Origin of the sequence: Gordonia sp. L191 (genome assembly GCF_030077625.1) — a bacterium.
GTDB lineage: Bacteria > Actinomycetota > Actinomycetes > Mycobacteriales > Mycobacteriaceae > Gordonia > Gordonia polyisoprenivorans_A.
This window is the reverse complement of record NZ_CP125996.1, coordinates 4,926,656-4,940,701: the sequence shown is the minus strand read 5'-3', so window position 1 is coordinate 4,940,701 and position 14,046 is coordinate 4,926,656. Positions and strand designations below refer to the sequence as shown.

The 14,046-nt window shown below is 66.8% G+C and carries 18 protein-coding genes; 8 read left to right on the top strand and 10 right to left on the bottom strand.

Annotated features, from left to right (window positions below; all coding sequences use genetic code 11):
* Positions 1–15: 15 nt before the first annotated feature.
* The 4 genes from QNM97_RS22270 to QNM97_RS22260 all read right to left on the bottom strand — a co-directional run bounded on the left by QNM97_RS22270 (position 16) and on the right by QNM97_RS22260 (position 2,257).
* Positions 16–483 (bottom strand): hypothetical protein, encoded by a 468-nt coding sequence (locus QNM97_RS22270; protein WP_283820365.1) that lies wholly within the window; start codon positions 481–483, stop codon positions 16–18.
* A gap of 405 nt (positions 484–888) precedes the next feature.
* Positions 889–1,389: a COG4705 family protein gene (locus tag QNM97_RS22265; protein ID WP_349632340.1), complete on the bottom strand. Its 501-nt coding sequence runs from the start codon at positions 1,387–1,389 to the stop codon at positions 889–891.
* Positions 1,386–1,529, bottom strand: coding sequence for a hypothetical protein (locus QNM97_RS26540; protein WP_349632339.1), 144 nt, complete (start codon positions 1,527–1,529; stop codon positions 1,386–1,388). The genes QNM97_RS22265 and QNM97_RS26540 overlap by 4 nt, the downstream gene beginning before the upstream one ends.
* Entirely contained in the window at positions 1,511–2,257 is a 747-nt protein-coding gene (locus tag QNM97_RS22260; RefSeq protein ID WP_283820364.1) for a phosphatase PAP2 family protein, read from the bottom strand. The genes QNM97_RS26540 and QNM97_RS22260 overlap by 19 nt, the downstream gene beginning before the upstream one ends.
* Before the next feature lie 105 nt (positions 2,258–2,362).
* On the opposite strand from QNM97_RS22260, the gene QNM97_RS22255 reads away from it, so the two are divergent.
* Positions 2,363–3,799 (top strand): sensor histidine kinase, encoded by a 1,437-nt coding sequence (locus tag QNM97_RS22255; RefSeq protein WP_283820363.1) that lies wholly within the window; start codon positions 2,363–2,365, stop codon positions 3,797–3,799.
* Here the strand turns inward: QNM97_RS22255 and QNM97_RS22250 are convergent.
* The 3 genes from QNM97_RS22250 to QNM97_RS22240 all read right to left on the bottom strand — a co-directional run bounded on the left by QNM97_RS22250 (position 3,782) and on the right by QNM97_RS22240 (position 5,719).
* Positions 3,782–4,456, bottom strand: coding sequence for a response regulator transcription factor (locus tag QNM97_RS22250; RefSeq protein WP_283820362.1), 675 nt, complete (start codon positions 4,454–4,456; stop codon positions 3,782–3,784). The two genes, QNM97_RS22255 and QNM97_RS22250, sit on opposite strands and share 18 nt — an antisense overlap.
* 199 nt (positions 4,457–4,655) lie before the next feature.
* Positions 4,656–5,285 carry a superoxide dismutase gene (locus tag QNM97_RS22245; RefSeq protein WP_006369159.1) on the bottom strand — a complete coding sequence of 210 codons (630 nt, stop codon included), beginning with the start codon at positions 5,283–5,285 and terminating at the stop codon, positions 4,656–4,658.
* 281 nt (positions 5,286–5,566) lie between these two features.
* Complete coding sequence (locus QNM97_RS22240; RefSeq protein WP_014358428.1) at positions 5,567–5,719, bottom strand: hypothetical protein; 153 nt, start codon at positions 5,717–5,719, stop codon at positions 5,567–5,569.
* A 161-nt stretch (positions 5,720–5,880) separates the two neighbouring features.
* On the opposite strand from QNM97_RS22240, the gene msrA reads away from it, so the two are divergent.
* Both msrA and QNM97_RS22230 read left to right on the top strand, forming a co-directional pair.
* Positions 5,881–6,582, top strand: coding sequence for a peptide-methionine (S)-S-oxide reductase MsrA (msrA, locus tag QNM97_RS22235; protein WP_283820361.1), 702 nt, complete (start codon positions 5,881–5,883; stop codon positions 6,580–6,582).
* Between the two features lie 9 nt (positions 6,583–6,591).
* The gene (locus QNM97_RS22230) at positions 6,592–7,722 is read left to right on the top strand and encodes a winged helix DNA-binding domain-containing protein (RefSeq protein ID WP_283820360.1); all 1,131 of its coding nucleotides are present in this window, start codon (positions 6,592–6,594) and stop codon (positions 7,720–7,722) included.
* Here QNM97_RS22230 and QNM97_RS22225 read toward each other — a convergent pair.
* Positions 7,691–8,485, bottom strand: coding sequence for a VOC family protein (locus tag QNM97_RS22225; RefSeq protein ID WP_283820359.1), 795 nt, complete (start codon positions 8,483–8,485; stop codon positions 7,691–7,693). The genes QNM97_RS22230 and QNM97_RS22225 overlap by 32 nt on opposite strands.
* 54 nt (positions 8,486–8,539) lie before the next feature.
* Here QNM97_RS22225 and QNM97_RS22220 point away from each other — a divergent pair, with 54 nt between their 5' ends.
* The 5 genes from QNM97_RS22220 to QNM97_RS22200 all read left to right on the top strand — a co-directional run bounded on the left by QNM97_RS22220 (position 8,540) and on the right by QNM97_RS22200 (position 13,057).
* Positions 8,540–9,388 carry a S49 family peptidase gene (locus tag QNM97_RS22220; RefSeq protein ID WP_283820358.1) on the top strand — a complete coding sequence of 283 codons (849 nt, stop codon included), beginning with the start codon at positions 8,540–8,542 and terminating at the stop codon, positions 9,386–9,388.
* A 447-nt stretch (positions 9,389–9,835) separates the two neighbouring features.
* On the top strand, positions 9,836–10,168 hold the full coding sequence (locus QNM97_RS22215; RefSeq protein WP_283823286.1) for a rhodanese-like domain-containing protein: 333 nt from the start codon (positions 9,836–9,838) through the stop codon (positions 10,166–10,168).
* A 92-nt stretch (positions 10,169–10,260) separates the two neighbouring features.
* Positions 10,261–11,223, top strand: a complete 963-nt coding sequence (locus QNM97_RS22210) for a DUF4328 domain-containing protein (protein ID WP_349632338.1) — start codon at positions 10,261–10,263, stop codon at positions 11,221–11,223.
* Positions 11,220–12,011, top strand: coding sequence for a glycerophosphodiester phosphodiesterase (locus tag QNM97_RS22205; protein ID WP_283820356.1), 792 nt, complete (start codon positions 11,220–11,222; stop codon positions 12,009–12,011). The genes QNM97_RS22210 and QNM97_RS22205 overlap by 4 nt, the downstream gene beginning before the upstream one ends.
* Before the next feature lie 53 nt (positions 12,012–12,064).
* The gene (locus QNM97_RS22200; RefSeq protein WP_283820355.1) at positions 12,065–13,057 is read left to right on the top strand and encodes a DUF5926 family protein; all 993 of its coding nucleotides are present in this window, start codon (positions 12,065–12,067) and stop codon (positions 13,055–13,057) included.
* 19 nt (positions 13,058–13,076) lie between these two features.
* On the opposite strand, the gene QNM97_RS22195 is transcribed toward QNM97_RS22200, so the two are convergent.
* Positions 13,077–13,385, bottom strand: a complete 309-nt coding sequence (locus QNM97_RS22195) for a hypothetical protein (RefSeq protein ID WP_283820354.1) — start codon at positions 13,383–13,385, stop codon at positions 13,077–13,079.
* A 118-nt stretch (positions 13,386–13,503) separates the two neighbouring features.
* A complete protein-coding gene (locus QNM97_RS22190; protein ID WP_283820353.1) occupies positions 13,504–14,046 on the bottom strand; it encodes a ferritin in 543 nt (180 codons plus the stop codon).

Sequence of the window (14,046 nt, the reverse complement as noted above, 5' to 3'; positions counted from 1 at the left end):
CGGTTGCGAGGGACGTCAGTTCGGGCACTGAGCGGTGAAGTGCCAGACCGTGCTTTCCGAATCTGTGGAAACCCGCACAGTGACGACCGAGGAAGAGCCCCGCGGTACCGCGACTCTGATGCTTCCGGAGCCCAGTCCCGAAAGAGGTCGATTGAATTTGTTCGCCGACTCGGAACCGCGCCATCCAGTCGTGGCGATCAGCTTGTTCTCGTAGATCACATCGAACTTGTCCGGTTCGTCCTCGGCGTCGAAGTTCAGCACCAACGACGTGGGGCCGGTCCGACCGATGCTCTTGGGGAAAGTCTGCGGTTCGGCAGCGAAGCCTCCGGAGCGCGGCGTGTTTTCGACGTCGCAGGGCGTTACCGGGCCGCTATAGGCCGGGTCCTGGGTCCCGTCGGCCTGGGCCAGACCGGGAGCGGCGAGGGCCAAAGCGGCAGCGGACAGGGCGGTGGCGCAGAGGGCGCGCACGGTGCGAGAGGGCACGAGTTCTCCTTCGAGGGAACGTCACGGTGAACAGAGCAGTGCGACGCTAACCGCCTCGGGCAAACCGCCGATATCGGTTGATCGGTCCATTCATCTCTGTTCGGTGTCGTCCGTTCGGCCGAAAACTGCTCTATGGCATCGGAATCGGGGACACTAACACAATTGAGACTTGGTGACCCTGGTTGAGACTCGGCGACACGGACGTGGGACATGCCCCGCCGTGAACTGCGCGAATCTACCGGTCACTCCCAAGTCGGTTGTCATCCAAACCTGCATGTCACCCAGTTCGCCTGGGCGCCTCACAAACCACGGGCACCAACTGATTCGTCCGTGTGTAGACAGCCGCGGGTCGAGTGCTCCCGGGTACGTGTCACAGCTCCTGGATGTTTTGTCATCCACCACAGGCTACTCACGCGCCCAGTCACGAGCGGACACCGATGGCGCAATGTCATTGTTGGGGCGGTCGACGCGGGTGACACTGAGGTAGGCGACGAGTGCGATGATCACGACGAAGAAGACCGAGTTGACCACGGTCTTGCCCAGTCCCAGTCCGCCGGCGTCGGCGGGTTGGGTGAGCAGGTCGCCCAGTGAGGCGCCCAGCGGGCGGGTCACGATGTAGGCGGCCCAGAACGCGAGGACGGCGTTGATCCGTAATCCGTAGTGGGCGAGGGTGATCGTGGTGATCACGGCGGCGAACAGCACCAGTGACCACCCGTAGCCCAGGGCGAGGCGTTCGGCGATCAGATCACCGGCGGCGGTGCCCAGGGCGAAGGTCAGCAGGATGGTCAGCCAGTAGAACGCTTCGCGGCGTGGCGTGCGGATCGAGTGGATCGACAAGGTGCGCTCTACGGCCCACCAGAGGACGAACACCACGACGAGCGCGCACGTGAACACCGTTGTCGTCACCGGCAGGGGTACGCCGCGGTCTCACCAACCGTCGTCGCGAGGATCTTGATCACCCAGAAGTAGATGGTGACCTCGGGGACCTTGCTCACGGCGTACCGCGTGGTGTGTGGAGTGCCGTGGGTCAGTGCGTCGCGGTGCATCGGCTGTTCTCGTGATCGTGGTCGTCGCGTGAGCGGGTGGGGTCGATGAACGCGTGAAACCGCTCCGGGAGGTGCGGGCTGAGGCGGGTGAGCGTGGTGGCCGTCACCGCGGGTGCGATGGCAGCGACCCCCACGCCCAGGGCGATCGCCGCGGTGACGTCGGTCAGCCAGTGCGCCCCCAGGTATAGGCGAGTCGCGGCGGCGACGAGTGACACCGCGAGGGCCACACAGATCGCGGCGGCGCGTGGAGCCAGGGAAGAGCGGGCGGTGAGGGCAACCGCGAGACCAAGGGTCAGGGCAGCAGTTCCCGACACATGCCCTGATGGAAACGACATCGATAGCTCTGTACCGCCGATCTGGTGGGCTATCGGGGGGCGCGCGCGACCGACCGCGATCTTCAGGATCTCGCACATCGCGCCGGCCATTGCCACCGTCATCAGTACCTGAGTCGCCCGGGGGAGCGAGCGATCGCGCACACCCAGAACGGCGGCGCTGATGACCGTCCACATCCCCACCCACACCGGACTGAAGATGACGGTGAGTGCGGAGACGATTGCGGTCATACCGGGGGATCTATGTTCGACGAACCATTCCCCTACAGCGACGTCAAGGCCCGCGAACGGGTTGTGGTGCGACGCGATCGTCACACCGAGGAGCCACACGAGGAACAGCAATGCAGTTGTGGCGGCGCGGTGTGGTGTGGTGCCACCCGCTAAAACGGTGTTCACCCGCGCAACTGTGCCGAGGCATTGCTGAAGCGACGCTGTAGCGGGCTGAGTGAACGCTGAAATGCCATACTGCGGGCGCGGTAGGTGAGTGCTTAGTCTCGTCCTGTGACACCCATCGTGCGATCGGTAGTCGCCTGGTTGCGGCGGTGCACCGTCGGCGTGCGGGCGCGTTTGACGATTCTTGCGACGGTACTGCTCGCCGCAGCGTTGGCCGCGGCAGCAGGTGTGATGTTGCTGGTGCTGCACAAGTCGCTGCTCAATTCGGCTGATGCTGCGACCTCAGCGCGTGCCGTCGAGCTCGCGACGACAGTGCGCACCGAGTCGATGAGCGGTCTCGACGCGTCGGCGCTGACGACCTCGAAGGACATCGACGTCATCCAGATCATCGGCGCCGACGGTCGTGTCATCGCCGGCACCGCCGGTGACCGTAGTGCGCCGCTCACCCACCCGCTCGGACCCGGTGAGCGGTCCACCCTCGATGGCGCAACCATAGGCGACGATCCGACCGAATATCGCGTCACCGTTCTGGGCGTCACGAGCCCCAGAGGCCCGGTCACCATCGCGGTCGCCGCCGCCGAAGGTCCTATCACCGACGTAGTGGTCACTGTGGCAATCCTGTTCGCCTCGGTGTTCCCACTCATCCTCGTGCTACTGGCCGCCACCACCTATTTCTTCGTCGGGCGGACTCTGCGACCGGTCGAACAGATTCGTACCGAGGTCGCCGCCATCACCAGTAGCGATCTGAGCCGGCGCGTCTCCGAACCACACACCGGTGACGAGATCGACCGGCTGGCAACGACAATGAACGAAATGTTGCAGCGCCTACACGTCTCCAGCGAGGCTCAACGTCGGTTCGTTGGCGATGCTTCCCACGAATTGCGCAGTCCGCTGGTCACCCTGGTGGGCCTACTCGACCTCGCCCGCGTTCGGGGCTTGTCCATCGATCACTCGACCATCGACACCATCTTGTATCCCGAGGCGGTACGCCTGCAGATGATGGTCGATGACCTACTCCTCCTCGCTCGCTCCGACGAACGCGGTATCCCTCTGCGCCGCAGCGTGGTCGATGTCGACGACATCGTCGCTGACGAAGCCCGACGCTTGACACGCCTCGGCGGAGTCGCGGTCACCGCCCGCATCGATGCCGTGCAGGTGCACGCAGATAGCGAGAAGCTCAGCCGCGCAATCCGCAACATCGCCGACAATGCGATGCGCCACGCACACGCGGCCATCCGAATCGATGTCCACGCCGACGAGGTAGCGCAATCCTGCGCGGTGACCATCGCCGACGACGGGCCGGGAATTCCCGCCGCCGACCGCGAGCGGGTCCTCGACAGGTTCGTCCGCCTCGACCCCGACCGCCGCCGCAGCAGCGGCGGGTCAGGACTCGGCCTGGCCATCGTCGATGAGATCGCCCGCGCCCACGGCGGGACGGTGACCATCACCGCGGCTCCGATCGGTGGTGCTGCCGTCACCATCACAATTCCGGTCGACCCCCCGGACACCATCAGGGGGCGTGCGCTATCAGTCGACCGCAACTAGCCGGTACCCGATCCCACGGATTGTCTCAATGGACGCGCACCCGAACGGCCGGTCGACGCGTTTGCGGAGATAGCCGATATAGACCTCAACAACATTGAGGTCACCATCGAAGTTGTTGTCCCATACCGCATCAATGATCTCGGTCTTGGTGACCGCGACACCGACATGCTGCAGAAGAAACTCCAGCACGCTGAACTCCTTCGGCGTCAGCGCCACCTCCTCACCCCGCCGGTGCACCAGATGCGCCGAAGGATCCAACGTCAACGACCCCGCGGTCAGGACCGCCGGTCGACCCGGCCCGCCCCGCCGGATCAACGCCCGCAATCGGGCGACGAGGACCTCGACCGAAAAGGGTTTAGTCAGGTAGTCATCGGCCCCGAGGTCAAACGCATCGATCTCGTCGTAATCGCCGTCTTTGGCAGTCAGCATCAGCACCGGGGTCCACACCTGCTCGGCGCGGAGCCGACGGACCACCTCGTACCCGTTGAGGCCCGGCATCATGATGTCGCACACGATCGCCTGGTACCGGCCGTGCAGAGCGTGCATAAATCCCTCATCGCCATTGTTGGCGACGTCGACCACCCACCCCTCGGCGACCAGAGTTCGGCGCACAGTCTCCGCGCCGTTGGCGTCGTCGTCGATTACCAGGATTCGCACGTTCACTCCCTTGCCGTCAGCTCAACCAGTACAGCAATCCGGCAGTACCCCGGTGTGGGCACTGCCGGATCGGTGTGTCGAGGTTAGTTCTGACCGGATGCGTCCGGGATGTCTCCAGCCTCAGGTTTGTCCACCGCACAACGGTCGACGGCGGCCGACCCACAGGGGTCGGCCGCCGTCGGCGGTGAAGATCGGGAACTCAGGCGGGGACGATGAGGCCCTTGCCCTGCGAGGTCGCCCGGCCGAAGCGCTCGGCGGCGTCGGCCCAGTTGACCACGTTCCACCAGGCCTTGACGTAGTCCGGCTTGACGTTCTGGTAGTCGAGGTAGAAGGCGTGCTCCCACATGTCGAGCATGACGACCGGGATGATCGCGGCGGGGATGTTGCCGCTCTGATCGGTCAGCTGCAGGATCACGAGCTTGCCACCGATGGTGTCGTAGCCCAGGATCGCCCAGCCCGAACCCTGCAGTGTGGTCGCCGCAGCGGTGAAGTGGGCCTGGAACTTGTCGAAGCCACCGAACTGGTCGTCGATGGCGGCGGCCAGGTCGCCCTCGGGCTTGTCGCCTCCGTTCGGCGACAGGTTCTTCCAGAAGATCGAGTGGTTGGTGTGGCCACCCAGGTGGAACGACAGGGTTGCCGACAGTCCGTAGACCTTGCCGGCGATCGATCCGTCTGCACGAGCCTCGGCCAGCTTGTCGAGGGTGTCGTTGGCGCCCTTGACGTAGGTGGCGTGGTGCTTGTCGTGATGGAGCTCCATGATCCTGCCGGAGATGTGCGGCTCCAGTGCCGCGTAGTCGTACGGGAGATCCGGCAAGGTGTATTCAGCCACGGTAATCCTCTCTGCGCACATACCCCCTTGGGCACATGCCGTTCGGGTGTTGCTTTCACTATCGACGCGCGCGTGATCGCCCCGGGTGGACGCCGCCTCGCGGATGCTTCCAGCCTTCCCCAGTGTTTGTGGGAATGCAACAAACACGGCCCAACAAAGTTCAAGCAGGGTTGAGGTATTGACGAGGTGCGGTCAACGAGAACCCAAGAAGCACAATGGATGTGCGGGATTCATACCGAATATCGCTTCGCTGTGAGCGAATCGCTCAGGATGCTGCGCCCTCACCAGAGGGCGAGCGCGACGAGCAACACGACGAGCGCGAAGATGCTCAGACCGATGCCGATGCACGAGGAGCGAACGTTGTAGGTGGGGCGGGGAATCGACTGGCCACGCGTGAGCGACGGACGAAGATCGTGGGTCGCATCAGTGGCCATCGTCGTCCTTACGGGTTTGCGGGTCGCGTGGTGGACCAGGCGCCTCGGGGCTGTCGAGTCGGACTACTCAGTGACGGATATCACAGCCGTCTTCGTCATCATAAACACACTGGCAGTTCGGGCTCAACTTCGCCCCCGGCGACCCGCGTAGACTCGAAGGCATGTCGTGGCTTGACGAGCTCCTCACCTCCCGCTCCGGAAAACAGCAGCTGATCTCGGCCGATGCGGCATTGCCGGGCCGTGCGACGCCGGTCCCGCTCGCTGCGGAGAACATCGTGTTGCACCACCCGATGCGCGGTGAGTCCCCCGATGACGGGCTCGGCATCGGGGTCTTTCCCGACGGCCTTGCGGAGGTGGTCCTGGCCGGCGGTTGCTTCTGGGGCATCGAGGAGATCTTCTGGCAGGTCCCGGGGGTGTGGACCACCGCGGTCGGCTACGCCGGCGGCTTCACTCCCAACCCGACCTACGAGGAGACCTGCACCGCTCGCACCGGACACACGGAGTCGACGCTGGTCGTCTTCGATCCCGCGCAGGTGAGCCTGGAGAAGATCCTGCAGACCTTCTGGGAGAACCACGACCCGACGCAGGAGATGCGGCAGGGCAACGACATCGGCACCCAATACCGCTCGGCGATCTTCACCCTCTCCGACGCCGACGCCGAGGCGGCCCGGGCGAGTGCGGCCACCTTCCAGAAGGCCCTCGACGCCGCCGGCCTCGGTCCGATCACCACCGAGATCGCAGCCCTCGAGCGAGCTGGTGACGGGCATTTCTACTACGCCGAGGACTATCACCAGCAGTACCTCGCGAAGAACCCGCACGGGTACCGCTGCCACGCGGCCACCGGCGTCACCTACCCGGCCTGATCCGCGGCGGTGCCCCCATCCATCACCGCGGGGCAGTGGAATCGCACACTGCTGTGTCGTCAACACCTGCTCGCCCGCGCCGACGAGGACGCCATCGAGGTGATCGACCGGCTCGTCGGCATGCAGTCACAAGACCCAAAGGCGGCGTTCTTCGGATTGCAGTGCCGCATCGAGGGTTTCGAGCCCGACGAACTCGATGACCTGCTCACCGACCGGGAGGTCGTGCGCATCGCCTTGCTGCGCGGCACCGTCTTCCTCGTCGACGGTGCCGACGCCCGCTGGATTCGTCCGCTCGCGCAGCCGGTCCTCGACGGTGAACTGCGCTCGGCGCACGCATCCACGCTCGCGTCGACCACCCCGGCGGCGGTGATCGACGATGCCCGGGAGTTGTTGGGCGACGGCCCGATCGGCGGCGACGAGCTCGGACGCGCTCTCGCCGAACGGCATCCCGGAGAGAAGCTGTCGACGCTGACCGCGATGGCACGATGCGCATTGCCGCTCGTGCAGACCCCGCCGCGCGGGCTCTGGCGGGGCAGTGGCCGCCCGACCTATGCACTTCTCGACGACTGGATCGGTCCCGGTGACCCTGCGCTCGCCGGCGAGGAAGCCCGCCGCGAACTGATCCGGCTCTACCTGCGCGGCTTCGGCCCGGCGTCGGTAAGCGCGATCGGAAAGTGGTCGGGGCTCAAGGGATTACGTACGCTCGTGGAACAGATGGAGCGCGAGTGGGAGCTGGCCGCCTACGCCGGACCGCAGGGGCAGACCCTTTACGACCTCGAAGGTCTTGACCTCGCCGACGAGGACGAGCCCGCGCCCGTCCGGCTGATCGCGCCGTTCGATCACGTCCTCGTCGCCCAGGGCGATCGGGCCCGCATCGCCGACGACGACCTGTTCGCGCGGACCGTCACCCCCAACGGGCGCTCCCCGGGCTTCGTCCTCGTCGACGGCCGGCTGGCCGGCACCTGGCGGATACCGCCGGGCACCGACACCGTGGAGACCGACCTGTTCGGTATGCCGAGCCGCGTCGTGCGGACCGAACTCGACGCCGAGATCACCCGATTGCGGGAGTGGATGCGTCGAAGCAACGCCGATGTCAGCAACACCGGTGTCACTGTCCCGTCCGCGGATTCCGGTCGGTGATGCAGTAGTACCTGCCGACCGGGTCGGCCATCACCGTCCACGACGGGTACCGGGCCACGACGCGGGCGCCCCAGTCCTCGTGACGGCCCACCTCGTCGTCGACCGATGTGGTGGCCAGGTCGAGATGGGCCGACGCGTGCCCGGTGCCCCTGTTGGTATCGGTGCCCTTGCCGGTATCGGTGCCACCGTCGGAATCACCTGCGGAATCCAAGCGCTGCAACAGGATTCCCAGGCTCAATGCGGGGTCGCGGCGTAGCGCGACGAATTCGGCACGCGCCCGCTGGCTCGTCGGCCAGCCCGTCAACTGTGACCAGAAGACGACCTCGCGATCGAACAGAGATGCCGGTACATCGATACAGATCTGGTCGATGATCGAGATCGTGTCCTCCGGCCACCGGATCGGACGGGCGCGACGCGGCGAGCCCACCGCGGGCACCAGGCAGAACCGCATACCGGCGGGGGAGTCGTAGACCAGATGGGTCGGGTGATCGGCGACGAGGGTCGCCCCCAGGTCGCCGGCCTCGATGGCCGCGGCCCGCGGGTCGTCGACGTGGATGTCGAGGTGAACGCCACCGGCGCCGTCCTGCACCCGCTGCACCCGCAGATGGGCGTCGCCGCTGAACGGCTCGAGCGTGGCGAATTCGCGGTGCTCACCGCGCGGGGGTGACACCGTCGATCCGGTGATCGCGCGCCAATAGGTGACCTCGGTCCCGAAGTGCGACGCTCCGAAGTCCAGGAACGCCGTGAGCCAGCGGATCTGCACGTCAGCAGTCTAGGTGGGGGACCCGCATCCCACCGATGCCCTAGGCTCGGTGGGATGAGCCGTGGACCGCTGGGGCGGATAGCGAAGAAGCTGGCGCACAAGCGGTCGGACAAGGTTGCCGTGGTGCGCCTGGACGGGGTGATCGGCCATGGCGGTCCGGGGCGGCCGGGATTGTCGACGACGAGCGTCGAGCCGGTTCTCGCACGCGCCTTCGACATCGAGCATCTGCGCGCGGTCGTCATCGTCATCAATTCGCCCGGTGGGTCGCCGACGCAGTCGGAGTACATCGCCGAACGCATCCGGCAACTCGCCTCGGAGAAGGGCGTGCGCGTCCTGGCGTTCTGCGAGGACGTCGTCGCCTCCGGCGGGTACTGGATCGCGTGTGCGGCCGACGAGATCTATGCCGCCCACACCTCGCTCGTCGGCTCGATCGGTGTGGTGTCGTCCGGCTTCGGGTTCGTCGATGTCCTCGGTCGGCTCGGGGTGCAACGGCGTCTGTACTCGGCCGGTGAGAACAAGGTGCGGCTCGACTCCTTCTCGCCGGAGAAGGCCGACGACGTCGAATGGTTGCAGGGGTTGCAGCACCAACTCCACGAGACGTTCATCCGGTGGGTGCGCCAACGCCGCGGTAAACGACTGGCCGCCGACGACGACGTCTTGTTCACCGGGGACGTGTGGATCGGCGAGCGGGCCGCCGAACTGGGACTCGTCGACGGCATCGGGGTCATGCGGTCGGTGGTGGCCGAGCACTATCCCGACGCCGAGATCACCGTCGTCGACGCCCCCAAACCGCTGCTCGCGCGGATCGTCGGCGATCAGGTCCGGGCGTCGGTGGTCGCCGAGGAGTTGATCGGCGGCGCGGTGAGTGCGCTCGAACGTGCCAGCGCGGTGCGGTTGCGCTGACGGGCCGAAACCGGCTCGCGGTGCGAATTCGGGACACTCGTGTGTGCTGTTGTGACGCGAATCATCCGTGCGGCCGGTTGTTGTCCCCACGTTATCCACAGGATGTGGGGATAACTGTGAACTGCTCATTTCGCTCAAGCGCTGCACTGTCGTGAACTGTTTGACGCGCTGCTGTTGCAAACTCGTGACTGTCGTCACAGTGGGTCGGTTGACCGTGTCCGGTTCTCCACAGATTCCACAGTCTCATCCACACCTTGATGGTCTGCCGTGTCTCAGGTCACAGCAGACGTGCATGTGCATGTGGATAGCATTATGCAGACCTACATAGTAGGCGGTCCGGGTTTGGACGAATGTCAAGTCGGGGTGTAGTGCGGTGGATCGCCCGCCGGCCTTCTCGCGGCGGCGCGGTCGGCGGCGCCGCCCCTGTGCGACGATGGATCGGTGAGCATGGGCGAGATTCCACAGGTTCCCGTGACCGAGCTGCCGGACGACTTCAGCACCGCCACCGACAAGGTACTGCTCGACGTCCGTGAGGACGACGAGTGGGTCGACGGCCACGTCCGCGGCGCCGTGCACATTCCTCTCGGCGAGGTCCCGGGCCGACTCGACGAGATCGATCCCGGCACCGACCTCTACGTCATCTGTCACTCGAGCGGGCGGTCGATGCGGGTCCTGCAGTATCTGCTGCAGGTCGGCTACGACGGCAGCTGTGTGCGTGGCGGGATGCTGGCCTGGCGCGAGAACGGCAAACCGGTGGAAACCGGATCGGGGCCGGTCTGAGGATGCTCGACCTCTGCCCGCGTTGCCGCATCCAGGCTCCGCACCGCGATGGACGTGACCGCTGTCCCCGGTGCGGCGGTCCGCTGACCGTCGTGGCCTCCGACGCCGACGCCGCCGCGGTCGTCGCCGCCCACCAGCAGGCGCCGAGCGTGCCGCCGCGTCCGGCTGCCTACAGTCCTGCGGCCCCGCAGCAGTCCGGTGCGCGCCCGACCGGTGTGCGCCCACCGTCGGGTCCGCCGCGGATGTACGGCGGCCGCCGGGTGCGATGGGTGGCCCGCCGCCCGGCCGACACCCTGCCGCCGCCGCGCCCGCCACGGCGTACCGGCCCGCGGCTGATCCCGCGGTACGTCTACCTCCCTCGGTGGGGTCTCGTCGACACCCCGGTCACCGAGGACGAGCCGCGCAACTCTCCTGCCCGCCTGGGGGTGGCGCTGACCGGTGCTTTGCAGATCGGCGGGGCCGCGTTCGTCGCGTCGACGTGCGCGCACCTGCTGCGCTATCTCTTGCTGGTGATCAATCGATCGACGACGCTGCCCGGCTGGTTGATCGGTCTGAGCACGGTGCTTGTGTTGGCCGCGGGCATGCTGGCGATCGCCGGATTCGTCTACGCGACCGTCGTCTTCGTCCGGTGGGTTCTGGCCGTGCGATCCGAAACCTATGGCGCGCGAGGGTTTTTCGACCCACGGCCGCGGTGGCAGAGCATTCCGCTGGCCGCGATCCCGCTGGTCAATGTCGCCGGCGCCGTGCTGCTGTTGCAGGAACCCGCCGAGATGCTCGACGACGTCGCCCGCAGTGCCGCGCGTACCCGGTTGCGCAAGCTCTGGGTGGGCTGGACGGTGGTCAACGTGATCGCCGTGCTCACCGGCATCACCTGGTGGGTGGGCGCGGTGTCCGGCTCCATCCAGACCGGCGCGAACGCCCTGTTCATGGTCGTGCTCACCGCGGCGGTCTCGGCGGCGTTCGCCTTCTGGGCCGCACGTCGGTTGCCCGCGGTGTTCTCGGGGAGCTCCGCCGAACCGAAAGTCCCCGCACACCGATGGGTGGTGGTCGCATGAACCTCGCCGAGCAGGTCTCGCGGTCGGGTAAACCTGCCGTCGTCGCACATCGCGGTGCGTCTGCCGATGTGGCCGAACACACCTTGGCCGCTTACGAACTCGCGCTCGAACAAGGTGCCGACGGACTCGAGTGCGACGTCCGCCTGACCGCCGACCACGAGCTGGTGTGCATTCACGACCGCACGGTGGACCGCACCTCCGACGGCACCGGCATCGTCAGCGAGATGACGCTGGCGCAACTGCGTGAACTGGACTTCGGCAGCTGGCATGCCGGGGGTGGCCCCGCCAAGGTCCTGGCCCTCGCCGAATTGCTGACACTGACCCTGGACTGGCGTCGCCCGGTGCGGTTGTTCATCGAGACCAAGCATCCGGTGCGCTTCGGCAGCCTCGTCGAACAACAGCTGCTGTCGACCCTGCACGACTTCGGTGTGGCGACCCCGCCGTCGGCGGATCACAGTCGGGCCGTGGTCATCTCGTTCTCTTCGGCGGGGGTGTGGCGAATCCGCCGGCACGCGCCGATCCTGCCGACCATCCTGCTCGGCGAGACTGCGCGCGTCCTCGGCGGCAGCGCCGCGACCGCCGTCGGCGCCACCGGCATCGGCCCGTCGGTCCAGACGCTGCGGATGCATCCCGAACTCGTCGACAAGGCTGCCGCCGCGGGCCGCGTCACCTACTGCTGGACGGTCGATGAGGCGGCCGACGTCCAGCTGTGTGCCGACCTCGGCGTTCGCTGGATCGCCACCAACCACCCGCAGAAGGTGCGCGACTGGCTCGTCACCGTCGACTGACGTGCAGCAGGCGCACGCGTCGGCGCCGTCGGCGTCCGTGAGAGGGTGGTCCCATGGGCAAGAAGAGCAAACGGGGTAGTGGGCCGCGTCCGGGAAGTAATCGAGCCGAGCGGGTGGCCGCACGCAAGGCGCGGGCGGCGGCAGCGCTCGCGCCGTCGCCGCGCCCGTTCGCCGGCCTCGCCGCCGAGTGTGACCTGGTGGCGTTGCGCGCCTTCGTCCCGTCGGCGACCGCGGTGCTCGACCTCATCGAGCCCGGACCACCGCAACCGGAGTTGACGTCGGTGATGCCCGACGACACCGCGCCGGCGCCGCAGGCACCGGATGCGACGCGCAACAACGTCGTGCTGGCTACCATCCTGCCCGGCGCGGTCGCGGCGATCACCCGTGAAGTACGCGGCGCCACAGAGGGTTTGGCGGCATTGCAGACCGATCCCGACCCCGATGACCTGAATCGGGCGCTCGCGGCGGCCATCGAATGGGCTGCACACACCGGCCCCGGAAACGAGTACCGGCACGGCGGCGAGGAGGCCGACTGCCCCGAGCTCGCCGACATCCTCGACGTCGACGCGCAGCTGCCGATCATTGTGCACAACGACTTCTCGTGGTGGTTCCCGCCGGGCAACGAGGTGCCGCCGGAGATCGCGGCGATGCTCGAGCGCGCCAACGAAACCGTGCTGCCCACCGCCCGCATGCATGTCGACAGCGGCAACGGGGCACCCTGGTGGGTCGATGCCGGAGAACGGGCTCACCTGCGCTGGGTCCGGCCCGAACCGGAGGACGACGTCATGACCGCCCTCGCGCGACTGCACGCCGCAGGGCGGCTGACGCTCGGGGAGGGGTCGCGCTTCGCCGGATCGTTCCGCACCCACGGACTGCTGGTGCCGGTGTTCGACCTCGACAACGAGCGCCATCACGAGGAGTGGTACGACGCGCTGGATCAGTTCGACGGGTGGCTCACCGATGCGCTCGCCGAGACCGCCGAGCTGACGATCGAGGAACGCAGTTCGCGCGACGGCATCCGCGGTCGGCAGGTCACGCTGCGCTGAGACGCAGCGCGGTGGGCCGTCAGATGCGCGGCACCCGCGCGCGTGTACGACGTCGGCGGGAGGCGGCGGCACCGAAAGTGACCAGGACGATCGCCACGATCGCCGCGGCCAGGCTCGCCGACGGCCACCAGCGGGCGAAGCCGTCGGCGATGGCACTGCCGCTGGCCGAATGCGACCACGTGCTCGCACCCAGCAGGAACGCCACGGCCAGGAAGGTCACGGCGGTTCCGTACACCGCCGCCATGGCGGCGAACCAGCGTGGCACCGTGGTGCGCCGGTCGGCTCGGGAGCTGATGCCTCTCTGAGGGTTCATACGCGATGAAGCCATGGGCCCACCCTGCCCGACGCTGCTGAAGAATGGCTGAATATCGACAGAGTTTCTTCCCGATCGGTGAACAAAACCGACTATTCGGACACTCGGGCAGGGTGGGATGACGCGCCCATCGTCAGAGGTTGCCGCCGGCCGCGGTGGGCGCAGTGGCATCGGGTGCGGCCGGACCGTTCACCTCGCGCTCGACGAAGTTCTCCAGATCGAACAGGTTGCCGTTGGCGCGCTCGGCGATGGTCTGCAGCGTCGTCATGGTGGCGACCTCCTCGACCTGTTCCTTCAGGAACCACTGCATGAACTGCTCGCCGAGGTAGTCGCCGCTGTCACGGGCCGACTTGGCCAGGTCGACGATCTGCTGGGTCACCCGGCGTTCCTGTTCGAGAGCCAGGTCGATGGGGGCTCGATAGTCGGCGAAATCGTTTCGCGGAGCGTCGATTCCGGGGATATCGACCTCCATGTCGCGGTCGAGGAAATACTGCACGACCATCATGGCATGGTTGCGTTCCTCCACGGACTGCGCATAGAAGTGCTTGGCCAGCTGCGGCATGTCGTGGTTGTCGTAGTAGACCGCGACGGCGATGTACTGCTGCGACGCGGCGAACTCGTTGCCGATCTGGTCGTGCAGCAACTGGTGGAACTTGGTGCGTTCGGGAGTGCTCAT